The sequence below is a fragment of the Coleofasciculus sp. FACHB-1120 genome (assembly GCF_014698845.1).
Taxonomy (GTDB): Bacteria; Cyanobacteriota; Cyanobacteriia; order Cyanobacteriales; family FACHB-T130; genus FACHB-T130.
On record NZ_JACJTV010000005.1, the window covers coordinates 271229 to 298002 of the forward strand.

Annotated in this window: 18 protein-coding genes and 2 pseudogenes; 11 read left to right on the forward strand and 9 right to left on the reverse strand. The window is 47.5% G+C overall.

All coding sequences use genetic code 11. The annotated features are described in order from the left end of the window. Positions 1–238 precede the first annotated feature (238 nt). Entirely contained in the window at positions 239–5671 is a 5433-nt protein-coding gene (locus tag H6H02_RS07940; protein WP_190816329.1) for an ATP-binding sensor histidine kinase, read from the forward strand. Positions 5672–5682: 11 nt separating this feature from the next. Here H6H02_RS07940 and H6H02_RS07945 read toward each other — a convergent pair whose 3' ends face one another. Both H6H02_RS07945 and H6H02_RS07950 read right to left on the reverse strand, forming a co-directional pair. After that, on the reverse strand, positions 5683–5850 hold the full coding sequence (locus H6H02_RS07945) for a hypothetical protein (protein WP_190816331.1): 168 nt from the start codon (positions 5848–5850) through the stop codon (positions 5683–5685). A 264-nt stretch (positions 5851–6114) separates the two neighbouring features. Beyond that, positions 6115–6405, reverse strand: coding sequence for a hypothetical protein (locus H6H02_RS07950; protein ID WP_347342583.1), 291 nt, complete (start codon positions 6403–6405; stop codon positions 6115–6117). 174 nt (positions 6406–6579) lie between these two features. Between H6H02_RS07950 and H6H02_RS27850 the strand changes: the two are divergent. Beyond that, a pseudogene (locus H6H02_RS27850) lies at positions 6580–6802 on the forward strand (hypothetical protein); the annotation flags it as partial. Here the strand turns inward: H6H02_RS27850 and H6H02_RS07955 are convergent. Continuing rightward, complete coding sequence (locus H6H02_RS07955; protein WP_190816332.1) at positions 6769–6978, reverse strand: hypothetical protein; 210 nt, start codon at positions 6976–6978, stop codon at positions 6769–6771. The pseudogene H6H02_RS27850 and the gene H6H02_RS07955 sit on opposite strands and share 34 nt — an antisense overlap. A 280-nt stretch (positions 6979–7258) precedes the next feature. Between H6H02_RS07955 and H6H02_RS07960 the strand changes: the two genes are divergently transcribed. The 3 genes from H6H02_RS07960 to H6H02_RS07970 all read left to right on the forward strand — a co-directional run bounded on the left by H6H02_RS07960 (position 7259) and on the right by H6H02_RS07970 (position 12981). Beyond that, entirely contained in the window at positions 7259–7543 is a 285-nt protein-coding gene (locus H6H02_RS07960; RefSeq protein ID WP_190816334.1) for a hypothetical protein, read from the forward strand. A gap of 481 nt (positions 7544–8024) precedes the next feature. After that, positions 8025–9107 carry a glycosyltransferase family 4 protein gene (locus tag H6H02_RS07965; RefSeq protein WP_190816336.1) on the forward strand — a complete coding sequence of 361 codons (1083 nt, stop codon included), beginning with the start codon at positions 8025–8027 and terminating at the stop codon, positions 9105–9107. A gap of 367 nt (positions 9108–9474) precedes the next feature. Continuing rightward, positions 9475–12981, forward strand: coding sequence for a tetratricopeptide repeat protein (locus tag H6H02_RS07970; protein WP_190816338.1), 3507 nt, complete (start codon positions 9475–9477; stop codon positions 12979–12981). Between the two features lie 7 nt (positions 12982–12988). Here H6H02_RS07970 and H6H02_RS07975 read toward each other — a convergent pair whose 3' ends face one another. Continuing rightward, on the reverse strand, positions 12989–13201 hold the full coding sequence (locus tag H6H02_RS07975) for a hypothetical protein (protein WP_190816340.1): 213 nt from the start codon (positions 13199–13201) through the stop codon (positions 12989–12991). A gap of 429 nt (positions 13202–13630) precedes the next feature. Here H6H02_RS07975 and H6H02_RS07980 point away from each other — a divergent pair, with 429 nt between their 5' ends. Continuing rightward, positions 13631–16108, forward strand: coding sequence for a glycoside hydrolase family 31 protein (locus H6H02_RS07980; protein ID WP_190816342.1), 2478 nt, complete (start codon positions 13631–13633; stop codon positions 16106–16108). A gap of 29 nt (positions 16109–16137) precedes the next feature. On the opposite strand, the gene H6H02_RS07985 is transcribed toward H6H02_RS07980, so the two are convergent. Continuing rightward, positions 16138–17496: an erythromycin esterase family protein gene (locus H6H02_RS07985; protein ID WP_190816410.1), complete on the reverse strand. Its 1359-nt coding sequence runs from the start codon at positions 17494–17496 to the stop codon at positions 16138–16140. 223 nt (positions 17497–17719) lie between these two features. Here H6H02_RS07985 and H6H02_RS07990 point away from each other — a divergent pair, with 223 nt between their 5' ends. Both H6H02_RS07990 and glpK read left to right on the forward strand, forming a co-directional pair. Further along, positions 17720–17881: a hypothetical protein gene (locus H6H02_RS07990; protein ID WP_190816344.1), complete on the forward strand. Its 162-nt coding sequence runs from the start codon at positions 17720–17722 to the stop codon at positions 17879–17881. Then, positions 17878–19395, forward strand: a complete 1518-nt coding sequence (gene glpK, locus H6H02_RS07995; protein ID WP_190816346.1) for a glycerol kinase GlpK — start codon at positions 17878–17880, stop codon at positions 19393–19395. The genes H6H02_RS07990 and glpK overlap by 4 nt, the downstream gene beginning before the upstream one ends. A 235-nt stretch (positions 19396–19630) precedes the next feature. Here glpK and H6H02_RS08000 read toward each other — a convergent pair whose 3' ends face one another. Then, a complete protein-coding gene (locus H6H02_RS08000) occupies positions 19631–20443 on the reverse strand; it encodes an SAM-dependent chlorinase/fluorinase (protein ID WP_190816348.1) in 813 nt (270 codons plus the stop codon). A 285-nt stretch (positions 20444–20728) separates the two neighbouring features. Between H6H02_RS08000 and H6H02_RS08005 the strand changes: the two genes are divergently transcribed. From H6H02_RS08005 to H6H02_RS08015, 3 genes are all read left to right on the forward strand, one after another. Continuing rightward, entirely contained in the window at positions 20729–23221 is a 2493-nt protein-coding gene (locus H6H02_RS08005; protein WP_206757266.1) for a glycoside hydrolase family 15 protein, read from the forward strand. Between the two features lie 118 nt (positions 23222–23339). Then, on the forward strand, positions 23340–24065 hold the full coding sequence (locus tag H6H02_RS08010; protein WP_190816352.1) for a pentapeptide repeat-containing protein: 726 nt from the start codon (positions 23340–23342) through the stop codon (positions 24063–24065). 11 nt (positions 24066–24076) lie between these two features. Beyond that, entirely contained in the window at positions 24077–24643 is a 567-nt protein-coding gene (locus tag H6H02_RS08015; RefSeq protein WP_190816355.1) for a DUF4126 domain-containing protein, read from the forward strand. Positions 24644–24891: 248 nt separating this feature from the next. Here H6H02_RS08015 and H6H02_RS08020 read toward each other — a convergent pair whose 3' ends face one another. The 3 genes and pseudogenes from H6H02_RS08020 to H6H02_RS26850 all read right to left on the reverse strand — a co-directional run. Next, the gene (locus tag H6H02_RS08020; RefSeq protein ID WP_190816357.1) at positions 24892–25866 is read right to left on the reverse strand and encodes a DUF6569 family protein; all 975 of its coding nucleotides are present in this window, start codon (positions 25864–25866) and stop codon (positions 24892–24894) included. Continuing rightward, on the reverse strand, positions 25848–26576 hold the full coding sequence (locus tag H6H02_RS08025) for a hypothetical protein (protein ID WP_190816359.1): 729 nt from the start codon (positions 26574–26576) through the stop codon (positions 25848–25850). Before H6H02_RS08025 ends, H6H02_RS08020 begins: the two co-directional genes overlap by 19 nt. 16 nt (positions 26577–26592) lie before the next feature. Then, positions 26593–26774, reverse strand: a pseudogene (locus H6H02_RS26850) (IS630 family transposase); the annotation flags it as partial.

Genomic DNA, 26774 nt, shown 5'->3' on the forward strand with positions numbered 1-26774 from the left:
GAGCGACGGTTTCTTGGGCTGATGGCATTCTTGCAATCAACCCACACAGCAGGTTCACCTTCCCTCCGACACGCGATCGCGTCTGTTCTTAGGGATGCTGTGTTCTCACACTCCTGCCGATAGGGATATATAGAAAGTTTCTGAATAATTAAGTAAGTTGTACTTTTAGCTTATTTGTTACATACGTAACATTTTAGGGAATCCTAGGAATAAAGTTAAAGCTCGCTTTTTAAACCTAATGACTCCTCTAGTACAGCAATTCCCAAAACTTTCTGGCTATACCTTGGTTGAGCAACTGTATCTAGGTTCTAGGACAGCTGTCTATCGAGGAGTGCAAAGGTTACAGCAATGTCCGGTGGTGATTAAGACACTGCGGCACGAATATCCTAGCTTCAGCGAATTGGTGCAGTTTCGCAATCAGTATGCGATCGCAAAAAATCTCGACATTCCAGGCATTGTCCAACCGATGAGTCTAGAACCCTATGCTCATGGCTATGCCTTGGTGATGGAAGACATTGGTGGCATCTCTCTACGTCATTACATCCAGACTTCCCCGCTGACGGTTGAACAATTCTGGCCAATTGCTCTGCAAATTGTGGATGTCCTCCACCAGCTCTATCAGCAACGAATTATTCACAAAGACATTAAACCCGCCAACATTCTGATTCAACCCGAAACTGGGCAGATTAAGCTGATTGACTTTAGCATTGCTTCCCTATTACCCCGCGAAACCCAAGAGATTCAAAATCCCAACATTCTAGAAGGCACCCTAGCCTATATCTCACCAGAACAAACCGGGCGGATGAACCGGGGGATTGACTATCGCAGCGATTTCTATTCTTTGGGAATTACCTTTTTTGAACTGCTTACGGGACAGTTACCATTCCCAGCTGACGAGCCAATGGAAATGGTTCATGCCCATATCGCGAAGCAACCCCTCTCAGTCTGCGATTTCAACCCAGGTTTGCCCATCCTGCTCGGTGAAATCCTCCGCAAACTGATGGCTAAGAATGCGGAAGAGCGCTATCAAAGTGCCCTTGGTCTTAAGTACGATCTCATGAGATGTCAGCAAGAGTATCAGGTTGTTGGCAAACTCGCCTGGTTTCAGTTAGGTGAACGGGATATCAGCGATCGCTTTTTGATTCCCGAAAAACTCTACGGACGAGAACAAGAAGTTCAAACCTTGCTTGAAGCTTTTGGTCGAGTTGCCAACGGAGCCTCCGAACTGATGCTAGTAGCCGGTTTTTCCGGTATTGGCAAAACCGCCGTCGTCAATGAAGTGCATAAGCCGATTGTGCGTTGGCATGGTTACTTCATCAAAGGTAAATACGACCAATTCAACCGCAATCTTCCCTTTAGCGCCTTTGTCCAAGCCTTCCGCGACCTGATGGGTCAACTGCTGAGCAATGATGACGTGCAGTTGCAAGAGTGGAAAGCGAAGATCCTGGCAGCAGTGGGTGACAATGGTCAGGTGCTGATCGAGGTAATTCCTGAACTCGAACAGGTTATCGGCCCACAACCCCCTGTACCCGAACTCTCTGGTAGCGCCGCTCAGAACCGTTTCAATCTGCTGTTCCAGAAGTTCATCACGGTGTTCACCACCCCAGAGCATCCACTGGTCATTTTCCTGGATGACTTGCAGTGGGCTGATTCCGCTTCTTTGAACTTGCTAAAGCTACTGCTGACAGAGCGCGATGCCTACGGCGGCAAGCAACGCGGTTATCTGTTCATCATCGGAGCTTATCGGGATAACGAAGTGTTCCCGACTCACCCCTTGATGCTGATGCTCGATGAGGTCAAAAAAGCTGAAACCCCGATCCATACCCTCACCCTGGAACCCCTGAGCCAAGCGGATGTGAATCAGTTAACGGCAGATACGCTGAGTTGCTCGATTGAATTAGCTCAGCCATTGACAGAGTTGGTCTGTCAAAAAACCAAGGGAAATCCCTTCTTCCTCACCCAATTTCTCAAAGCCCTGCATGAGGACGGCTATATTTCGTTTGATTCCCAGGCAGGACATTGGCAGTGCGACTTAGCAACGGTGAAGTTACTCGCGCTCACGGATGATGTCGTCGAGTTTATGGCACTTCAGTTGCAAAAATTACCTGCTGCAACCCAGACTGCTTTGAAACTGGCAGCTTGCATTGGCGCTCAGTTCGATTTGGCAACCTTGGCGATTGTCAATGAGCGATCGCCCGAAGATACCGCCATCGACCTCTGGAAAGCCTTGCAAGAAGGCGTGATTTTACCGATTGCCGAGGTCTATAAGTTTTATCAGCCGTCACCACTTCAGGTGGCAGACGTCAACCAGGCAGCAACCTTTAACTGTTCCTATCGCTTTCTCCACGACCGCGTTCAGCAAGCCGCCTATTCTCTCATCCCTAACGAGCAAAAACAGACGACTCATTACCAAATCGGACAACTGTTGCTGCAACAAGTTTCCCCAGGCGCCAGAGAAGAACGCATTTTTGAAATCGTCAATCAGTTGAACTATGGAACGACGCTGGTTGAGGCACAACAGGAACGGGACGAACTCGCCCAACTCAATCTCATGGCTTGCCGCAAAGCCAGACTGGCAACCGCCTATCAAGCCGCCCGCGAATATGCCACCGTAGGGCTGCAACTGCTAGGAGCAGACGCTTGGCACCGGCAGTACGAAATGACCTTAGCTCTGCACGACTTAGCTGCCGAGGTAGCTTTCTTAGCGGGTGCTTTTGAGCAGATGGATCGGTGGATTGAAGCGGTGATTGCTCGTGCGAAAACACCACTAGAACAGGTGCAAGTCTATCAAGTCCGAATTCAGGCGTTAGTCGCCCGCAATCAATTTGTCGAAGCGATCGCGATCGGTCAATCGGTCTTCCGAATGTTGGGCGTGAACTTGCCAGACGAAACAACGCTAGAGGATATTCGGCTCCTGAAGCAGGAAATTGATGCCTTAATTGGCGATCGCGCCATTGAGTCATTTCTTTATCTGCCCCCCATGAGCGATCCTCAGCAGCTCGCGATTATGCAAAATGCAGCGCGACTGACCCCCGTCTGCTATATGTCCGGCACAAAGCTTTATTTTCTGGTCGTAGCCCTCCAGGTTAAATTATCAATTCAATTTGGCAATAGTCCGGTTTCCCCTTACTGCTACGCGGGTTACGCCTTTCAACTGAGGATATTGTGGGGAGACATGACCAAGGTACCTCAGTTTGGGCAATTAGGATACCAACTCGCCTCAGAGCCAGATGCCAAAAATATTCGAGCCGCAACAGCCCTGTTAATGGGGGGATATGTGGGTCACTGGACGATCCATCTGCGAGAAACGTTGCCGATTCTGCTGGAAGGCTATCAAGCTGGATTAGAAACTGGCAATCTAGAATTTATGGGCTACGATGCCCAGTTGTACTGCTTCAATGCTTATTGGTGCGGTCAACCGCTCGCTGAACTCGAACCACAAATCCGCGCCTATTACCAACAGTTGTGCGACCTCCACCAAGTTACGGCAGCAAACTGTGTTTTGGCTTACTGGCAAGCGGCTCAAATTCTTTTGGGTGAGTCAGAGGAAGAGATTCTCCTACGCCAGGATGCCTATGAAGAACAAGTTCTGGATGAGGCAAAAGTCGATTTTTACCGACTATCTTTCTTTTACCTGTATCGATTCACATTGAATTACTGGCTGGAAGACTTTGCCAAGGCGGAATACGATGCCACTCAAACCCGACAGTATTTAGCCGGAGGGATGGGAAGTACCGTTGAACCGATCTTATATTTCTATGATTCTCTGACCGTGCTGGCAACTCCGCCAGAATCGATGTTGGAGTCAGAACCTAGATGGCAGCGAATGCAAGAAAATCAAGCCAAGCTAAAAGAGTGGGCAGATTATGGCCCCATGAATTACTTGCACAAATATCATCTAGTAGAAGCTGAAAAACATCGCGTTCTCGATCGCAAAACGGAAGCAATAGAACTGTATGACCTAGCGATCGCTGGTGCCAAAACCAATGGCTACCCTCAGGAAGCAGCCCTTGCCAATGAACTAGCGGCAAAATTTTACCTGGCTTGGAACAAAGAGCGGATCGCCCAAGCTTATATGATTGAAGCCTATTATGGCTATGCTCGCTGGGGGGCGAAAGCCAAACTCGCCGACTTAGAAACTCGCTATCCTCAACTACTGGCTCCCATCCTCCAACCAACGCAGACACCATTCTCTGTTGACGAAACCGTATTTGCCACTGGAACTGTCACCGCTACGAATACTTCCTCCACCAGTATTTCTGATTCCCTGGATCTGTTTGCCATCCTCAAAGCTTCCCAAACTCTTTCTAGTGAAATTGAGCTTGAGCAGTTAATTGGCACTCTCTTACTTACGGTAATACAAACCTCAGGGGCGACGCAGTGCGCTTTGATGTTGAGTGAGGAACAAAATCTCACGGTTCAGGCTAAGGCAGAGCTTACGGAATCGGGTCAAATCGAAACGCAGATTCTGCATCCGGCGCAGTCGCTTGTCGATAGTGGTATAGTGCCCATCAGTTTGGTAACAAAAGTTAAACGCAACTTGCAGTCTGCGGTGATTAGCAACGCCGTGCAAGAGCCGCTATTGATCGGTGATGTGTATATCCAAAACCAACAGCCCAAGAGTCTGCTGTGCAGCCCCATTCTGCAACAAGGCAAGTTGCTGGGCATGGTCTATCTGGAAAATAACCTGGCAACAGGAGCCTTTACCCGCGATCGCGTGAAGTTGCTGAATCTGCTCTGTGCCCAAGCTGCGATTTCACTGGAGAATGCTCGCCTCTATCGGCAAGCCCAAGCCTATGCTCAACAGCTTGAAGAATCTCAGCTTCAGATTGTGCAAAACGAGAAAATGGCTACTTTGGGTAACTTGGTGGCAGGAGTTGCTCACGAAATTAATAACCCAGTCAGCTTCCTCAACGGCAGTATTAATAATGCCAAAGATTATGTAAAAGACCTGCGTGAATATTTAGACACCTATCAGCAGCAGCAGCCGCCTACTGGTTCGGTGGCCGAATTGGCCCAAGAAATTGACCTGGAGTTTCTCTTGGAGGATTTACCCAAGTTAATTGACTCAATGCAAGGGGCGACCGATCGCATCAAAGGCATCAGCACCAGTCTGCGTACCTTCTCTCGTGCCGATACGGAACACAAAATTAGCGCCAAGCTGCACGAAGGGTTAGATAGTACGCTGTTAATTCTCAAGTATCGGCTCAACGCGAATGAAAATCGGCCTGCCATTAAAGTTATCCGAAACTACGGTGAAATCCCTGAAATTGATTGCTTCCCCGGTCAGCTTAACCAGGTGTTTATGAACATTTTGGCTAATGCGATTGATATGTTCGATGAAATGGCACAGCAAACAATCTTTGAAAAATTAGAACATCATCCCCAACAGATCGCGATTCAAACTGCATTATTACCAGAACAAAATACGGTTGAAATTCGCATTAATGATAACGGTAAAGGCATGAATGAGGAAATCAAATCTAAGATTTTCGATCATTTGTTTACTACTAAAGAGGTTGGCAAAGGAACGGGGTTAGGCTTAGCGATCGCTCGTCAGATTGTGCTAGAGAAACATGATGGTCGGCTGGAAGTCCAGTCGGAGTTGGGGCAAGGCACTGAGTTTTCCATCTTCCTCCCGGTTCGGGGTCAAGTCATCCATCCTGCTTGAAACGTTGTAGATCAACCCAACCACCGCTGTGGCGCAGTATAACCACTCTTTTGCAGGGGAAAGTTTAGATATCTTGGTGTAGATGCAAAGGCGATCTGCTGCCGCTGAGTACGACCGTTGTATAGCTTAAATTCTGGGTTTTGGCTACTGAAGCTGGGACTTTCACCACTAGGGTTCAAAGTGGCAGCACAAATCGTCGATGTGCCATAAAAGTTCTTCTGGCACTAGATATGGAAGGAACTGGCTGAATTATAGATTTAACTCATTTCAGCTTACACGTCTCCTCCTTTTCTTATCCCAAACTCAGGTTAATTTAAACTCCAACGTTCGCCAAATCAAAGCGATTAAAAGCAAAAAACCCCAGTACCCATCTGGGGTGTACTGAGGAGCGAGTTCTTTCGAGTCCGATTATTTTTTATCTAGAGTCCCGTCCGCTTTGTTCTCTACATTACAGCCGAAATTTGCTCCACTAACGAAAGCCGTCCTTTACACGCGGCGCGAAGCAGACGGTCGATGACATCTCTCTCTTCTTCACCCAGCGAATCATCTAATAGCGCTGCCATAAGTCCGTAGCGGTCGGCAAGCGTCAGGGAACCAGAATAAGTAACTTGAGCGAATAACTCGGAGAGGGCGGTGGGGAGAAGTTGGATAGAAGGCATCGCTTGAAACTTGAACTCGATATCTATAATATCGGTGAATTTCCGGTTGTCATTGGTGATGCGATGGGATAACAAAACGTGATTCTTTTAAGCGTCTCTTGTGATTTGAATCACAAAAAATGGCGAACCCAATCGCAGCACGAGTACGATCTGGGTCACTTCATGGCTTCTGGCGAAAACTCCACTTTTGTGCTGAATTGAGACTCCCAGGAGCTTCAGCCCTAGGAGTCTCAAGATTTTAAGTCAACAGCAAGGCAAAACAAGCGGGTACAAGCTGACTTCCAGAATGGTGTTTTAACGCTGACGCTGCCTAAGGTGGAAGAAGCACGAACACCGAGTCGTTAGACTCAACTTGGGTGAAAGCCAAGGCGCGGGAAGCGTTAGCGTAGCCATGCGCGATCGCGCTATAGCGATGCCAAAGGAAATCGCTGTTCGCTTCTACGACTGTAGAAGCGAACAGCGAACAAGGTAACGGTCATAATGACCAGACTCCAGCTGAATCAGCGATCGCTTCCTAATTAACGCGCTTCGCATCCCCCATTCCTCCTGAGAGACAAGCGATAGACGGAATTGCTTCTGTCTGTTGCTGAAACGACAACCAACCGCGATCGCAATCACTGCAAGTGCGATCGCGGTTAATTTTTTCACATAACAGCTTTGTGCATTCCCACAAGTTAAAGTACTATTCCAATTTTTCTGTTGAGTGCTGCTTCAATCGCCGCATCAATGGCTTGAACTGAACTGAGATTTTGAAATACACACCTACAGCAGCCTTCAATCTCCAGTAGTGTTGCAGCTGCTCATCAAAGCGTGGTGCGGTTAGGTTTCATTGGAATCCAGGTTAAGCCTGGTTCTTTACGAAGACGAAAATTCAGGGAATAATTAGAGAAATACAGATGAGGAAAATTTTTAGTTCGGTAGAAATACTATGTTGAGAATTGCGATCGTAGCTCTATTAACTTTGGAGATAGTGTTATTGTCTGCGTTAGCGCTATCTCCAGCTAACGCGACTAGCAGTGACTTTGAAAATTACATCTGGAGCTTTGCAGATGTAGGCAGCCATCAAGTTGTTTGTAAGAAGATTGTGATGCATCCAGAGAAACCGTTGCAGTCCAAAGAATCTCACAGACAAGTTGTAAAGATGTCTTCCACCTCTACAGTCGTGAGTGATAGTTATTGTGCTTCGTCAACGAAACCTGTTGTGGGAAGCTAATTCAGTTACCTCAATACTGAGCTGACTGGGAGGTGGCTGGAACACACCTCACAGATACCTCACATATGAGTTATATTTTTCCCGATTGCTTCCGGAAAGATATAGCAGTCCTAAATGATGCGTGAAAGCGAGATACCCGACTTCCTTAAGGAAGTCGGGTATCTGAACTGCTGATTCATAACTCAAATAGGGTTGCTATAGCGCCAGCTAAAAAGAGATTATTACGCGCAAAACTCGCACGACCCAAGTATTTTTATTCTCAAAATTATATTTCAAATTTTATATTTTTCGGTTCGGATATCTCTACCTTTTTGATTCCAAGTTTCCGTCCAAAGTAGCATTTACAAAACTAAATAAGTTTCAATAAAATCTTGTGAAGAAATCCCCTCTGTTTATAAATTCCTTCACAAGGAATAAGATATCTAAAGAACAGAGCCTCTTCTAATCTAATTTTTACCTTACTACAATTAGGAGGTTAGTGATGAGAATTGCACAGGTGGCACCCTTATGGGAGCGTGTTCCACCTCCAGCTTATGGCGGCATTGAATTGGTTGTCGGGTTACTTTCCGATGAATTAGTCCGGCGCGGTCATGAGGTCACTTTGTTTGCATCTGGTGATTCCATCAGTCTCGCTAAATTAGAATCTGTTCATCCACAGGCACTCCGTTTAGACTCCTCAGTGAAGGAATATAGCATTTACGAAATGCTGCAATTGAGTCGAGTCTACGAGCAAGCAGATAAGTTTGATATCATTCACTCTCACATGGGCTGCGCTGCCTTGCCTTATGCGAATCTGGTAAAAACGCCTACTGTTCACACCCTGCATGGCATTTTTACCCCAGACAATGAAAAGCTGTTTATGCACGCCCGCCGTCAACCTTTTATTAGTATCTCCAATGACCAGCGGGAACCCAGACTAAATCTGAACTGCGTCGCTACGGTTTACAACGGCATCAATCCAACGATTTATGAGTTTTACCCCCAGCCGGATAACCCCCCTTACTTGGCTTTTCTAGGTCGAATCTCACCGGAAAAAGGGCCACATTTGGCAATAGAAATTGCTAAGCGTTCTGGCTGGCACTTAAAGATGGCAGGAAAAGTGGATGTCGTTGATGTGGAATATTTTGAGCAGGAAATCAAGCCTCACATCGATGGCAAGCAGATTGAATATTTGGGTGAAGCAAACCATGTTCAAAAGAATGCATTGATGGGAGGGGCTGTTGCAACTTTGTTCCCAATTACCTGGCGCGAACCGTTTGGGTTAGTAATGATTGAATCGATGGCATCGGGAACGCCAGTGATTGCCATGAAGATGGGTTCTACGCCAGAAGTGATTGCTCACGGGAAGACAGGCTTTTTAACCCACAACGTTGAAGAAGCGATCGCTGCAATTGATCAAGCTGCCCAATTGAACCGCTACGCTTGTCGAGAACACGTGCTAAGTCACTTCAGCGTGCAACAGATGACTGATGGCTACGAAGCAGTTTATCAACAAATCTTGGCGGAGCGCTTTTCGCAAAATGGTCACGTCCGCAGTCAATCTAGATTGCGTAGCACCCATTAATCGCTAATCGTTTTGAGGAATCTTACAGGGAGGAGGAAGCTTTTGCCATCCAAACTGTAAGTCTTAATTCCTCAATTTAGTTCAGTTAAGAGCGAATCGCAGTTTAAGAATTTTAATTTCCCTAAAATTTGATATGATTTCGCCTAGTTGCGGTTAGTTGAGCTGACTTAAAAATAATTTCGCTAAATTAAGTTGTAGGCAATTTCGCGTCTCTACAAATGCCCTTCGGCTTAGCATTGGTGCAAGCTATGAGCTTTGCCACTAACCGGAGTGCTTGATAACTGAGCAAATTTTTACATAACTGTGGCTCAGATAAAGATATAGATAAGGGAGCAAGCCATCTACCAATCGGCAAGAGGACTTCCCAATGCACTACCGTCTTAGATATCTCAGCTTTACTACTGCGACTCTATTACTTTCGGTAACATTTCCCCTTTTACCGCTTACCTCAAACTTTGAGCCTCTGGTCGTTCAGGCGCAAACGACCCAAGATAGAAACGCTAAGGCAAAGCGGCTGAACGAAGAGGGACTTCAGCAATTAGACAGGGGGCAATTTCGAGAAGCCTTAGAGAAATTCCAGCAGGCTTTAGCGATTAATCGAGAAATTGGCGATCGCAAAGGCGAGGGAGTCAGCCTCAACAACATTGGGCTAGCTTACGACAACTTGGATCGATATCCCAAAGCTTTAGAGTTTTATCAACAAGCTTTAGCGATTTTTATAGAAAGTCGGGACAAGGCGGAGGAAGGAAACACTCGCAGTAACATCGGGTTAGTTTACCGCAAACTGAGCCAGTACCCCAAAGCTCTAGAGTTCTATCAGCAAGCCTTAGCCATTCGCAAAGAAATTGATGACAAGTCAGGGATAGGGACAACCCTCAACAATATGGGGGCAGTTTACCACGGCCTCGGAGAGTACCCAAAAGCCCTAGAGTTCTTTAGCGAAGCCTTAGCCATTCGCAGAAAAATTGGCGACAAGACAGGGGAAGGGACAACCCTCGGCAACATGGGATCGGTTTACAACGAGTCGGGACAGTACCCGAAAGCTTTAGAGTTTTATCAGCAAGCTTTAGCCATCGCTAGAGAAGTTAGCAACAAAGCGGGGGAAGGGGTAATTCTCAGCAACATGGGGGCAGTTTACAACAGCCTTGGAGAGTACCCGAAAGCCTTAGAGTTTTATCAACAAGCTTTAGCCATTTTCACAAAAATTGGTGCCAAAGCGTGGGAAGGAAACACCCTCAACAAGATTGGGTTAGTTTACAACAACCTGGGGCAGTACCCAAAAGCTTTGGAGTTTTATCAACAAGCTTTAGCCATTCGTAAAGAAATTGACGATAAGGCGGGTGAAGGAGGCACCCTCAACAATATTGGGGGAGTTTATACTAATCTGGGGCAGTACCCGAAAGCCTTGGAGTTTTTTAATCAAGCTTTAGCCATTCGTCAAGAAATTGGTGACAAGCCGGGGAAAGGGGTGACTTTTAACAATATCGGGGCAGTTTATATTGAGCTGGGGCAATATTTAAAAGCTTTGGAGTTTTATCAACAAGCTTTAGCCATTCGCAAAGAAGTTGGCGATAAGGCGGGGGAAGGGGTGACTCTCAGCAATATTGGGTTAGTTTACGCCAAACTAGGACAATATCCGAAAGCGTTGGAGTTCTATCAACAAGCTTTAGCGATTGGTCAAGAAATTGGCGATAAGGCAGGGAAAGGGGTGACTTTCAACAATATCGGGTTAGTTTACTCCGAGCTAGGACAGTACCCAAAAGCGTTGGAGTTTTATCAACAAGCTTTAGCGATTGGTCAAGAAATTGGCGATAAGGCGTCGGAAGCAAACACTCTCAGCAACATCGGGTTAGTTCACCGCAACTTAAATCAGTACCCGAAAGCGTTAGAGTTCTATCAACAAGCTTTAGCCATTCGCACAAAAATTGGCGACAAAGCGGGGGAAGGAACAACCCTCGATAATATGGGGGCAATTTACTACAACCGGGGACAGTACGAGAAAGCATTAGAGTTTTATCAACAAGCTTTAGCCATTCGTAAAGAAGTTGGCGATAAAGCGGGGGAAGGGACAACCCTCAATAACATTGGGGCAGTTTACTACGACCAGAAGCAGGACCCAAAAGCGTTGGAGTTTTATCAACAAGCTTTAGCCATTCGCAAAGAAATTGGCGATAAGCCTGGGGAAGGTGTAACCCTCAATAATATTGGTGTGCTTTTAGAGGAAAAGCAGCCAGAATTAGCGATCGCTTTCTTGAAACAATCGGTCAATGTCACGGAAGCGATTCGCAAAGATTTAAGAATCCTGCCAAAAGAGCAACAGCAGTCTTACACCGAAACCGTTGCAGCCACCTATCGTCGTCTCGCCGACCTTTTGCTCAAAGAAAACCGGGTACTCGAAGCGCAACGAGTCCTCGACTTGCTCAAACTTCAAGAACTCGACGATTACCTCCGCACCGTACAAGGGAACGAAAATACAAAACCGGGGGTGGAATATTTACCCTTAGAAGAGCGACTTTTGGGCGAGTATAATACTGAACTCGCTTCCGTTGTCCAAATTGGTAAAGAACTACAGAAACTCCAGAAAATTCCTGCAAGCGATCGCACCCCTGAGCAGGAAAAGCGACGACGGGAGATTGAAACCGCTCAGCGGGAATCGACCCGAAAATTTCTCGATTTTATCGGTTCTCCCCAAATTGTCGCCCTGGTTGGGCAACTGAACCAAACCACAGACGGCGAAACCCTTAGCCCGCAAATGCTTGTAGGTTTACAAGATAATCTCAAAAAACTGGCACAAGATGCTGTTCTCCTCTATCCGCTGATTCTCGAAGACCGCCTGGAACTGGTACTCATTACCCCCTACGCGCCTCCGATTCATCAGACTGTCCCCGTCAAACGAGAAGAACTCAACCGCACCATTGCCGACTTTCGTTCTGCCTTAACAAATCCGAATGCGAATGCTAAAGAACCTGCCCAAAAACTCTACAATTGGCTCATTCAACCGATAGAAGCTGCCCTTAAAGAAGCGAACGCCCAGACCATTATCTATGCTCCAGACGGACAATTGCGCTACATTCCCCTAGCGGCTTTGTATGACGGCAATCAGTGGTTGGTGCAGAAGTACCGCGTCAATAATATCACTGCCTTAAGTTTGACCGAGTGGGACAAGAAACCCCAAACGCCTAAGATTTTAGCGGGTGCGTTCAGTCAGGGAAATTACAGCTTTCAAGTCGGCGATCGCAACTTCAACTTTGGAGGATTGCGCTTTGCAGGAAAGGAAGTCGAAAACTTGGCGGCGATGCTTCCTAACACGACAGGTTTACTCAACCGGGACTTTAGCGAAAAGGAAATATTAGCCCGGATCAGCGATTATTCTATCCTCCACTTCGCGACTCATGCCGCCTTTGTCACAGGTAAACCTGAAGATTCGTTTATATTATTTGGCAATGGCGATCGCGCAAATTTCCGCGATGTCGAAACTTGGCCTCTCAGAAATACCGATCTGGTCGTACTTTCTGCTTGCGAAACCGGAGTCGGCGGTCAATTAGGTGATGGGAAAGAGATTTTAGGCTTTGGGTACCTGATGCAGAAGGCAGGTGCGAGGGCGGCGATCGCGTCTTTGTGGACGGTCGATGATGGCGGTACCCAAGCACTGATGAATGCTTTCTATACCGCACTAGAAAATGGCAATACCCCGAAAGCTGAATCCCTCCGCCAAGCACAAATCGCCTTAATTACCGGCGACTATACGGCTTTGGGTCAAGAACGGGGCATTTTTGTCGTCGAACGGATTCGCGATATACCCGGTAATGTTAGCGATCGCCTTAGCCACCCTTATTATTGGGCACCCTTCATCTTGATTGGCAATGGTCTATAAATGCCGATTACTGCTGTTCTTGCCCCGATCCGCCTTGATTTGGTCGTTGCGTCGCGGCGGCATTCTCCGGACTTTCTTCTTCGGCTCTTCTGGCATCAACACCTTCATCCAGAAGATCGGCTGGCTCTACTGAGGAGTCAGCCGCAGTATCAATCCGACCATTCGCATTGGTGTTGGGTTTGGCTGAAGTACCTTTATGACTTGCATGACCACCTGGCATAATTTCTTCCTCAATTTAAATTGAATTTATCTCTTTCAGCTTAGACTCGTTGGTTTAGAGAAATACCCTATCTTGGGGCTTAAATTTGACTAAAAAAACAACATTTATGATTGGTTTCTACTCATTTATTTTCTGTCTGTTTATCCTCCATAAGTATAGATAGAGACGCGATAACCCTTGTTTCTACTGGCTATCCAGACGAAACTCGCTCTCAACAGGCTTTCAAACCGACCCTGCCAGAATTGACCAGTCGTGTCTTTTTAATCACCAGAATATTTTTTAGAAAATCAATTGAGCTTTTAATCAAAGAGATCATACTTAAGATTGATGAGATTGCTAGGATAAATTTGCTTTTCTCTTGAAGAGTTACTCGATTAAAAGAATTGTTAAATCGGTTAAAAAGATTAGCTCTCTTCTGGCATAAACACGATGAGTCTCTTCAAAGAAATATCGCTAAAAATACGTTTTTTTCTAGGATCGCTGCTCTATGTGAGTTATATGCCGCAGGCATTCGTCTACTCTCGCCAACGCGATCGCATTGAACAGGAGTTTCCCAATCTGCCAGCCGAGGAAGCTTTTGACAACCCCGGAAAATTACTCCGGGGCGAGCCAAGCAATCGAGGTGCTAATTTTTACTTCGAGCAAGCAGAGTTAGAAATTTGTTTTCTGACTGGCGATTTAGTCCGAGTGGATTGGAAGCCGGGGATACCGCCGATTCCGTATGCGATCGCTCGTCAGGATTGGTCGGAAGTCGAGACGACGCTGGAAGAAACGGCGGAGGGGTGGACGGTTTCGAGCCACAATCTCGCCGTCATCGTCGGAATCGATGGCAGTCTGAAATTCTGCGACTCTTCTGGACAAACCTTACGGGAAGAACTCCCGCCGCAGCGAAAAGACGGGGGATGGATTCACAAAGCACGACTACGAGAAGAAGAACGCATTTATGGCTTGGGAGAACGTGCTTCTTCCCTCAACCTGCGTGCAGCGAGGGAGGTGACAAAGAAAGGAGAAGTTACCCAGCAACCTAAAACATATCGGATGTGGAACTATGACGCGGCTGGGATGTATGCTCCCGGTTCAGATCCGATGTATATTTGCATTCCGGTTTATTGGGGTCTTCACTCCGCTGGCAGTTACTTGGTTTTCTATGAAAACTCTTTTAATGCCAATTTTACGTTTGCGGATGTCGCCACAGCCGACTTCGACGGAGGATCGCTGCGTTACTACTTTACTTCCGGCTCGCCTGCGGAACTACTAGAGCGTTACACGGAGTTGACGGGACGTTCTCCCCTGCCTCCCCGCTGGGCTTTAGGATATCATCAGTCGAAGTGGGGATATGGTACAGAAGAGGCAGTCCGAAAAGAAGCGAAGACATTTCAGGCTCATAACTTGCCGTTGAGTGCGATTCACCTAGATATTGACTGTCAGGTGGGATATCGAGCCTTTACGATTGACCCGGAGCGCTTTCCCAACTTAGGAAGTTTTACGCAAGAGCTGGCTGAGATAGGGGTGCAGTTTATTGCCATTCTCAACCCAGGAATTAAGTACAGCCGCCAGAGCAACTTGTTCTTAGAGGGTCAGATTCTCGATGCGTTTTGCAAACACCCCAACGGTAAGCTTGTTGTTGCCCCAGTTTGGCCCGGTTGGTCAGTTTTCCCCGATTACACGAATCCAACGGTACGCAAGTGGTGGAGTCGGCAGTATGCATACTTGCTAGATGTCGGCGTGGCGGGATTTTGGCACGACATGAACGAACCGGCTGCGTTTATTCTTTGGGGCGATCGCTCTCTTCCCAAACCGACGCGGCATTTCTTGGAAGGGAGAGGGGGCGACCATCGCGAAGCTCATAACATCTACGGGTTGCTGCAAGCGAAGGCGGGATACGAAAGTCTGCGGGAACATCGACCCCATCAACGCCCGTTCATTGTTTCCCGTGCGGGTTGGGCAGGACTCCAGCGCTATGCTTGGACTTGGACGGGGGATATTGAGTGTACGTGGGCGGCGTTGCGCCAGACGGTGGCAACGGTTGTGGGGTTAGGACTATCGGGAGTTCCTTATAGTGGCCCGGATATCGGCGGTTTTCAGGGAAATCCGAGTGCTGAACTTTACTTGCGCTGGTTCCAGATGGCAAGTTTTCTGACTTTTTGCCGCACCCATTCTTCTAATAACGTTGAACACCGCACGCCGTGGACGTATGGCGAACCTTACCTGAGTATCATTCGGCAATTCTTGCAATTACGCTATAAATTGCTGCCCTACTTCTATACATTGGCTTGGGAAGCCAGCCAGAAGGGTTATTCTCCGGTGCGTCCGCTTTTCTGGGCTGACAGCGACGAACCGGCACTTTGGGATGTAGAGGATGCTTTCTTGTTGGGCGATGCACTGCTAGTTTGTCCGATTGTTGAAGATAAAGCGCGATCGCGTGAAGTCCTCTTACCGAACGGTCGTTGGTATCGTTTCTGGGATGATGCAGTGCTGGAGGGTTCGCAGTCGGTAAATTTGGATGCACCGCTAGAGCAGATTCCAGTGCTGGTGAGGGCAGGGAGTATTCTTCCAATGGAGGAAGATCGGCAACTAATTCTCCACCTCTACCCGCCCGTACAAGAAACTTGCGAAGCTCACCTCTACAGCGATGCCGGAGATGGATATGGAGAATCGCGGCTCGATCGATTCCGGATGGTGCGGGACGGGAACGGTTTAGAACTCACCTGGGAAGAACAACACGGGGATTATGCTTTCCCTTACGCCAGTGTCCAAGTGCAACTTCACGGGATGGAAGCCCAGCAAGCTTGGGTAGATGGGTCAGAAGTGACTTGTCAGGGGAAGCGTATAGAATGCGTTAGCGCAGCGGGAGGCGGTAGCATCCATCGCTTCCAGCAAATTCGCTTTCAGGGAGAATTGAGTTAAATCCATTTATCCCCAGAAAACCTCTACGGTTAAAAACCAGAGGGAAATGTCTCTGGCACTTCGTCTATCTCCCATTCAGCCCGCTCTAGGGGCTGCACTGCCTGGGTTTCGTCGAAGTGGATGATGGCGTCAAATTGGTCGGCGAGCCGTGCGTGGAAGTAATGGCTACTCCGCTCGGTCTGGGGTCGATAGATGACACCAATCGCCCGTTCCAATCGAGGCTCCCGCAATTCTTTGATTGATGCGCCACCGTCGCGTAAGACGAGCAGGAAGCAAGACACACCTGTGTCGTGAAACAGCGCTTCATAACTGTCTGGAAGCGCCGGACGGATGCGCTTGCGTTCGGCGGGTGCGCCCCAATTTGAGGCGGCGGTGACGGTTCCCGTGTAGGTGCTGAAGCCGACAAGTACCGCGTCGCGACCATACTGTTCGCGCACCAGTTGACCGACGTTCAGTTCGCCGTGTGCGCCCATGTCGGTTGCCCGTGCGTCGCCGAGATGGGAGTTGTGTGCCCAGAGGACGACCTTGGTGCGATCGCCTTGTTTGTCCAAATGAGCGACGAGGTGTTGCAGCGTTTCTGCCATGTGGCGATCGCGCAAATTCCACGACGACACCCGACCACGAAACATTGAGCGGTAGTATTCCTCGGCGTTCTTGACCAGTCGTGCGTTCTGTTCGGCAAAGAAAAATTCGTCCTCTGTCAGGCGACCATCCCGATGGGCGTACTCGCTAGCACGATGTTGCAATTCTAGAAGTTGGTTGACAACTTGGCTCTCACAGGATTCCTCATCATCGAAGTTGGCGACATACCCGTAGGATTGAGCGTCTTCACCAAAGTCTTCAAAGCACGAGTAGCGGTGACGCGCCTGTTCTGCCGCCTCTGGGTCAATTTTGTCAAGGTAGTCGAGAACGGCGGCGATTGACTGGTGTAGGCTGTAGAGGTCAAGACCGTAGAAGCCAGTCTTAGTGGCATTTTCAGGGAGGGCGCTATTGTACTGGCGCAGCCAATCAATGAAGTTGACCACATCCGCGTTGCGCCACATCCAAGCGGGGAAGCGTCCAAAGCCAGAGAGTGCTTCGTTACTGGTTGTATTGTCGCTGACACCAGTGACGTAGCGGTTGACGCGGTAAGCATCGGGCCAATCGGCTTCGACAGCGATCGCTGTAAAGCCTTTTTCTTGAATCAGCCGCTTGGTAATTTCGGCTCGCGCTTGATAAAATTCATGGGTGCCGTGGGATGCCTCACCCAGCAAGACAAAGCGGGCATCGCCAATAAGTTCCATCAAGGGGTCGTAGTCAGAGGCGGCACCTGTGAGCGGGTGGGCAATCTGGCGCACAGTATCGGTTAGCTTAGTCTGAGTCGCGTTAGTCTGAGTCGCGTCGGGCATTGCTGTAGCCCTCCTTTCAAAAATTTGCTTGGGACAGCGATCGCTACTGGGTGAATATTTATGCGATCGCATTGCTGATGAGAACTGGTTCTTGGCAGACTCTTATACTTGTGCAAAATACTTGTGCAAAGTCTCAGAACGTGGAGAGTCTACTTCCAAACTAACTGCCACGATTTCTGCTAACTTCTACCCCAGGAAAGGCTCTGAGTGAAGTTAGTCTGTTATGAGGAATAGAAAAAAGCCGAGAAACGTAGACGTTGCACGCTCAAAGTCTGATACGTGTAGCAGCGATCGCTTTCTTGGCATTCTTGGCAACGTTTACGATCGAGACTTCGGCTTAATTCGCCCGTTAAAAAACTCTCAATTTATTACTAGCTTGCAATGACTGCATCGACTCCTGCCTACGTTCTCGCCCTAGACCTCGGTACTACCGGCAACCGAGCCATCTTATTTAATGCTGACGGGATGATTGTTAGCTCTGCTTACAAAGAACTCACGCAGTATTATCCCCAACCGGGTTGGTTAGAGCATGACCCCAGAGAAATTTGGCAAGATACTTGTTGGACGATGCAGACTGTATTGCAGAAGGCGGACATCAGTGCAAAAGATATTGCTGCAATTGGGTTAAGCGTGCAGCGAGAAACTTGTCTATTGTGGGACAAAACCACGGGGCGACCTTTACATAATGCCATTGTCTGGCAAGACCGACGCACTTCACCCCTGTGCAATCAACTTGCAAGTCAAGGTCATGCAGCAGATATCTACGATCGCACGGGGTTAGTATTAGATGCCTACTTTTCTGCAACTAAATTAACTTGGTTGTTGGAGGAAATTCAACGAGAACATCCCCCCATCGATTTCGAGAATGTTTTAGCAGGCACGATTGATACCTGGATTCTCTGGAACCTCACAGGCGGTAAGGTTCACGCCACGGATGATAGTAACGCCAGCCGCACGATGTTGATGAATTTGGCTTCGCGGGAGTGGGATGAGACGTTGCTGAACTTATTTAAAATTCCGGTTCATTTGATGCCAAAAATTCAGCCAAGTTTAGGCTTATTTGGTTACACTCAGCCGGAATTATTAGGCGGTGAGGTGCCAATTATGGCAATTTTGGGCGATCAACAAGCTTCCTTATTTGCTCATGGTTGCGATCGCCCTGGTTTATTAAAATGCACCTATGGCACTGGCTGCTTCTTGGTTACGCATACCGGAGAGAAAATACAGCGATCGCGCAATCAACTCCTTTCGACTGTCGCTTGGACGCAGACAGGCAATGACGGCATCCAAGTCGGCTATGGCATGGAAGGCAGTATATTCACAACTGGAGCCTGCATCCAATGGTTGCGGGATGGCATTAAAGTGATTACTGCGGCGACAGATACAGAACGAATGGCGCAGCAGGTGGCGGATAACGGAGGTGTTTACTTCGTTCCGGCTTTGAGTGGTTTGGGTGCGCCGCACTGGGATATGAGTGCGAGGGGGGCATTTTTCGGCATTACGGGCGGAGTGCAGCGAGAACACATGGTCAGGGCGGTGCTGGAAGCGATCGCTTTCCAAGTCAAAGAAGTTGTACAGGCAATTAACCAAGATAGCGGCACTGATATTGCTCTGCTAAAAGTAGATGGCGGAGCTTGTCAAAATGACTTTTTAATGCAATTCCAAGCGGATGTTTTAGGAATACCAGTAGAACGCCCAGCCGTTCTCGATGCCTCTGCACAAGGTGCCGCTTTTGCTGCTGGTTTGGCAGTTAATTTTTGGCAAGATTACGCCACATTAACCGCGAGTCGTCAAATCGACCGAACTTTTCAACCCGGTGCGGGAGTCACCCAGGCACAAGCAAATTTTACAATGTGGCAAAAAGCAGTTGAAAGAGCGAAATATTGGGTGGAGGACTGAGGGTTGAGGTTGAAAGAATTTCTTGGTTAAGATTATGTCGGTGAATTACCGATAATTCCTCGGCATCCGGAACCCCACCCCAACCCCTCCCCGCAAGCGGAGAGGGGCTATCAACTCCCCGCTTGCCCGTAAAAATAAAAAGCATTTATTCCGGTTCCCTCTCCTTTTAGGAGAGGGCTAGGGAGAGGTTTCCGGGAGACTGGGGACTTAGGTTTTCCTAATCCCTGAAGACTTATCAGAGAATCTCGATTTGCGTGCCAACTGACGGACGCTTGAAGGACTCCCAGGCATTGCCACCGCGTAAGAACAGTTCGATCCAGCGTGTTTCTTCGCCTTGGGCATTTGTCCAACCGCTGCTACCGGGTGCGAAGGCTAATTGTCCGGGTTCAACGGCAAAGCTGCCATCGCTCATTGTCGCTTCCTGCTCGATGTCACCGATCCGCACACGGATATTCGGCGATCGTGAAGCATATGCTGCTCCTAGCAGCTTCTCGCTCCCCTTGCTGGCATCATATTGAATCGTTGTTTTTAAGTTGCCATAGCCGTCAATATAGGCAATTCGATTCGACGGCACATCGGGGATATCCGAAGGCTCAATTTTATCCCCTAGCGCATCTGGTTGTCCCAACGCGATCGCTGCCGCCGCTTGCGGAAACAAGTCACGAGAACGAAACTGCGAACCTTCCGCAGCAACAGCAGCCCAGCTCAATTCTGCTACATCGCAGACAAACGAGAAGGCATAGCCAGCATTGACTCCAATTACCCGTACACCCGTCGGGAGGCGTGCGAAAGCTAGACGTTCCCCTGCATTCCCGACACGTGCCTGTTCATCATCTTCGCGGGGCGCAACGTTGTGGTAAATAATCGTTCCTGCCGGGGCTTCATTCAAACCTAATTGGGCGATACAGAAGCCAGCAGCTAGGGTGGCAAAAGCAGGCACCGGGGTGAGTATTGGCTCAGCATCCGGTAGATAGAACCTGATACGCTGCACTACTTCCGCAAAGGCGAGATCGCCAAAGCCGTAATCAGCGATGATATGAACTAACATAAAGTTTTTTTGCTACTTTTGCTCTTTGCAATTTCATCCTATCGATGGGCATTTTTGAATGCTTACCGCCTTGGTATGATTTCCGAGCGATCGCCAGAAACTATCGAGGCGAATAAACCCGCACCCTTTAATTTATTTCCTATCAATATTCGTTTAACTTCTAAATTCTCTCTGTACCTCTTCTCTCTGCGCTCTCTGCGTGCTTGGCGGTTCGTCAAACAATCAAATAAGATTGCTATATTCTACTAATCAAGTCAACTTCACCCAGTTCTCAAGGCGAATTAATTGAAAAGAATTTATTGGTTTGCAAGTGCCATTATTGTCATTTTGTTGATAGCTTTTATCGGAGGAAGTAAATTTTTGTTTCCTGTTGCCATGACCCAAGATGAAGCCTTTGGTCATCCCGGCACTTGTCCAACTTGGTCGCCTTCAAGCCTCACCTTTTTAGGTACTGCCCAAAACCAGACTTCAAAAGTGTGGTTCACGGGTTTCGATGGCATCATTAGCCAGGTATTTTACCCATCTGCTGACAAAGCAGCGACCGTAGATTGGCAGTTTTTAGTGGGGGATACGGCGAAAACTTGGGTTGATGAAGAGAAGCAGGATACTACCAGCCAGGTTAGTTTGAATAATACGCGATCGCTTTCTTGGAAAATTACTAATACGGCGAAAAACGGCAAGTATCAAATCGACAAGGCAATTTTCACCGACCCCAATCGCAATACTTTAATTCAACAGATAAAATTTACTGCACTCAGTGGAACGCTGGATAATTTTAATCTTTATACTTTGTATCATCCAGCTATTGACAATAACGTAAAAGCCACTACAGGTTACAGCACTACTTACAAGAATATTCAAATGCTGATTGCTAAAAATTCCACTAGCAATCAAGCATCGGCATTGGCGAGTTCTCTGGCTTTTAAAAAAGGGATGATGTCTTCTGGATTCGTCGGACACAGCGACGGCTGGCAAGACCTCAAAGGCGGTGAAGTTGATAATACGATGAACTGGACTTATGAGAAGGCAACCAATGGCAACATTGCACAGATGGCGATGTTCGATCTCAGTCCTTATGCCAACCAGAAATCAGTCACTTTTAACCTGGTACTTGGCTTTGGCAACAGCGACAAAAACGCTAAAGCAGAAACCGCAGGAACCCTAAAAGATAATTTCTCTACAATGCTGTCCGCTTACAACGCGCAATGGAACAGCTACACCAATCATTTAAATACCTTTGGCGGCACCGCAGATACTCAGTATTATGTTGCGGCAATGGTACTGAAGGCAGCGACTGACAAAGCATCGGGTGCGATGGTTGCAGGTTTGGGGAATCCGTGGGGTAATTCTAACTACTCAATCTGCACTCCATCCGGCATCGAAATGTCAGGCGGCTACCACCTGATTTGGCCTCGTGACTTGTATAAATTTGCCAGCGCCTTAATTGTTGCAGGCGACACAGCTACCCCGAAAAAAGCTCTGGATTGGTTGCTAACCACTTTGCAACAACCAGATGGACATTTTCTTCAGAATGCCTTTGCGGACGGTACGCCTTACTGGAATGGCATTCAAATGGACGAGACTGCCTTCCCAATTATCTTGGCGTGGAAACTTGGTCGTACGGATGCAGACACCTACATTAAGCACATCAAGCCAGCCGCTGATTATATTGTGAAAAATGGTCCAGTGACGGGACAAGAACGTTGGGAAGAAAACGCAGGCTATTCTCCCAGCACCATTGCTGCGGAAATTGCGGGTTTAGTTTGTGCCGCAGATATCGCTAAAGCTAACGGTGACACAACCAGCGAGAAACGCTATTTGACAACAGCAGACTACTGGCAAGGCATGGTAGAAAACTGGACGTTTACGACTAGCGGTTCGATTGGCAATGGCAAATATTTTGAACGCATTGATGATAATGGAAATCCCAACGATGGACACATTTTACACATTGGCAACGGTGGCGGCGATCGCGATGAACGGTCTATCGTTGACAGCAGCTTTTTAGAATTAGTGCGTCATGGCGTAAAAGCTGCAAATAATCCCTATATTCTCTCCTCCCTTCCGGCGATTGATTCCACCATTAAACAAACAATTCCTGGCAAAGGAGAGGGTTGGTTTCGCTACAATCACGACGGTTATGGAGAAACATCAACGGGCGCAGATTATACAGGTGCGGGAATCGGGCGTTTGTGGCCTATTTTCACCGGAGAACGCGGTCACTTTGCGATCGCGCATGGTAAAAAAGCAGACTCTTACCTGGCAACAATGCGTGCCTTTGCTAATCGTTCTTACATGATTTCCGAGCAAGTTTGGGATCTCAATGCACCCTCTGGTTATCTTCCCGGAACTCCCACTAAATCAATGACTCCCCTTTCCTGGTCGATGGGAGAATACACCACGTTGGTGGCATCAAACTATACTGGCAAAGTAATGGATATGCCGGAGATTGTCTATCAGCGTTATGTCGTCAATTCATTCAAACCGCATGAAGGCAAAGCGGTAGATTATAACGAAGCTAATGCGAAACAAGGGTTAGCTTTAACGATTTATTACAAAGGGTTATTGACAAATTCAGAACAAGTCAAATTACACTGGGGATACGATAATTGGCAGCAAGTTACTGACAACCTGATGATCCAGCGAGAGGATGGCTTCTGGGAGACGACGCTCTCTGTCCCGGCGGCGGGAACTACTTTTAATTTTGCTTTCACCGATGGAAATAATTGGGATAACAACGGGGGGAACAACTGGAATCAAACTATCTCGCCTTCTTAAATCTGAATATGTCTATTGATTGATGTCCCATCCGGTTGTGTTAGCTAGGGTATTTAAAGGATATACAAAAGTTTTATAGCTTTGAATGCTTCTTGAATAAAATTGCTTAAAACACCGGATGAAAGACTTAATCCGAAATTTATTATCATTCTCCAGCAACCTGATTAGTAGCTCTGGAGACCGGATAAGGCAAGATATGCTCTTGTTCGACTCCTTATATGCTGCCCAAGAAATTGCTTTTATCCTTGGCGGTGAATGGGATGGTTGTAATGGGGTGGTATTGCCTAAAAAAGACGAATTAGCTGTTAACACGGCGGCTAAATTAGTCGGAGCGCAATGGTGCTATTGTGAAGACAAAAGTGCCATTTTAATCAAGTTTGCTGCTGATGATCTGAAGCGGCGTTATGCAGCCGGAGAAAGGTATTTTATCAATGCTAACTTGAGAGATGCTTGGCTTTGTGAGTGCTTACTGAGCGAAGCTAACCTGAGTTGGGCAAAACTGAATTTAGCGAACTTAAGGGGAGCTAATTTAATTAAAGCAGACTTAAGTGCGGCAGATTTGAGTGAAGCTAATTTGAGCGAAGCAAATCTGAGCGCAGCCAACCTAACGAGAACGAATCTAGCGAAGGCGAACTTGTACCTGGCAGATTTACGAGGGGCAAATTTGAGTAAAGCTTTCTTGAGTGAAGCTAACCTCAGTGAAGCTGATTTAAGGGAAGTAAATTTAGAATTTGCCGACTTAAGAGGCGCAGATTTGAGTGGAACGAACCTGAGCGGGGTCAACTTGAAAAATGCCAAGGTAATTGAAGCAGATTTGGCGAGAGCAACCCTATCGAATGATTGAATTTGAGTAGTATGGATACATTATTAAGCATTGCGATTGGCATTGGTTTGAGTGCGGCTTGTGGCTTTCGGATTTTTGTCCCGCCGCTAGTGATGAGCATGGCAGCACTTTTTGGACATTTGCCACTGGCACCGAATTTTGAGTGGATAGGAACTTATCCGGCGTTGGTGACATTTGCAGTAGCGACTTGTGTTGAAATTGCCGCTTATTACATTCCCTGGATAGATAATTTGCTGGATATCGTTTCTACACCAACCGCGATCGCAGTCGGCACTTTCTTGACCGCTGCCATCTTTCCCCACGACGATCCTTTAGTTCAGTGGACAATCGCGGTGATTGCGGGTGGAGGTTCGGCGGGTATCGTGCAAGCCTTGACGGGTATGGTTCGCTTTTCTTCAACCGCACTCACCGGAGGATTCGGTAATGGGGTGGTTTCCACATTGGAAGCAGGTGGTGCGATTATTTTATCAATCCTGGCGATTTGGTTGCCTGTCGTGACTGTCGCCTTGGTAATCAGTTGTGGGATCTTGTTTTGGAGGAAAGGATATCTCAGGATACCCAATCCCAGGGAGTCTTGAGCGGTGCAAATGGCATAATAATACCCCCTTCCCTGACCGGGAAGGGGGTTACATTTTCTGTATAAAGTTTAGATAGGGCGGGAAATAGCAGTTGGACAAGCGGTTAGCGCGATCGCGTTTCTTAACCCTGACCTGGAATCATCGATTAAGCGCCAATGCCTAACTCAGTTCCAACTGTAATGTATTGTAGTACAAATTGAGCGAATTGACAAGTCAGTGCTTCCCTATCCGGTCAAGCGTTGGCTTGATTAAATTGCTAAAGCAAACAAGGAAGCATACACCAGTTGTCCAGACTCTTCGACCAACTGACCCGCAAAGTTTTTTTCTTTACAGGTATGCAGCCGCAGACTCAAGAAGCGTTCTTCTTCTTTGAGCTGAAATTTTTCTGCGGGTGTTTGACTTAGCCAATTGCTAACTTGTAACTGCTTTTCCTGACGGCTTTTGTGCAACTGCTGGCGCAGTTCTTGCAGATTGCTGGCTGCAAAAGGAAGCACGGGTTTGTCGCTTGCTTTTGCTTGCTTTTGGGCATACATTGCCGCCACACCATAGCAGAAGCAAACGAGAGGCATCCACACTTCCCGGAAGTAAGCCGCCGTGGGAGCAATTTCCACGCCAACTAACTGATTCCGAATCAAGAACAATGCCCCGGTTTGCTGGGGAAGCAATTCAAATTGGCTTTGATATTGCGTCAGAAAGGTGCGTTTTTTACTGAGAATTTGCTCTAAGTGACCGCGTTGAGGTAAATCAAACCGCTGATTTAGACGCTCAATTTCTTTCCAGAGTTTGCTGTAGTCTTCCTGACCCCGGAGTTTCAACGCTTGAAAGCGCAATTGCAGGGGGAGAATGAAGAACCATTGTTCTCGACCTTCCAAATAACCGCCTTGACCAGATTGCACGCAGCAGGCATCTTCAAACATGAGTTTCTGTCCCGCAGCAATAAATGCTGACCGACACAAAGCATGATTTTGGGCTTGGTCTTGGATATAACCCATGTGCAAGGGAACGATTGCCACACTCGTTGATGGGTTATGGAGTTCTACATTTCCATAGCCGTGAACTCGACTGAGTTTTAACCCAGACAGGGGACTGGTAAATTGACCCGGACAATCTGGGCTAAAGATAGGGACTACAGTCATGGCTCCAGACTGTTGAGGAATTCCTAAATGATAAGGAGAGAGATCGACTTGGTTGGGAATGAATAACTCTAATGGCTGGTAGTCCATGTGGCTAACTCCTTTTCTTGGAATGTGAGTTTTTGGCGGAGGAATTCCTGCAAAGAAGCTTCGGTTTGCTTTGCACCCGCGATCCGAAGGCTGCGCGGTAGCGCAATCGCAAATAGCGAATTTAGTAAGTCTTCAAAATCGTCTTGATGCCAGAATTCTCTTTGGAGGAGATTAGCCGCAGGTCGTCTCAATTCCAAGTCATCCAGCGCCGTAAACTTGCTATGACAGAAGACAATTGGGGTATGAATACCCAATTGCGGCAAGGTGGCGACGACTCTTTCCAAGTCTCCCGGATACATATTTTCATAACCATCAGAGACAATGGCGACTAAATCGGGTGAGTCTTCTAAAGCATCCAGTAAAGCACCTGCCAAGTCGGTGTAACCTTCTGGCATGGGTAATTCGCCAACTCCCCCAAGTGTATGGACTTTGAGGTTCGCGCAGCATTTTTCGAGTACCAATTTCAGGGCGACTGACTGCGCTAGAGAACAGTATTCGCGATCGCCATAACTTCTCGTAGAAGCAGACGCATCCAACACCAACGCCACTTGACCTGAAAATTTCGGCAGGTTTACCGCAGCTTGTTCGACATAATGCTGCAAAGCTGACATTAATTCCGGCGATTTTCCACGCCGATACAAATGCACCAAGGTTGCGGAAATATCACCGCGATTGGTTGCTGTTATACCAATTGGGTTTGAGTTTGACACAAACAAGTTTAGACTTCTAAATCCCTGCTAAGACTAGCGCCTCGATGATAAATTTCCATCCTGTAACAGATGCAATAATGGTTTGGTTTAAATCCTGTAGAGCTTTTTTTACTCCAAACCTTAACTCATCGAGATTAGTAAACAGCTCCCACTTGAGCGCTTTTTTGATTTCTGACCACAACCGCTCAATCGGATTGA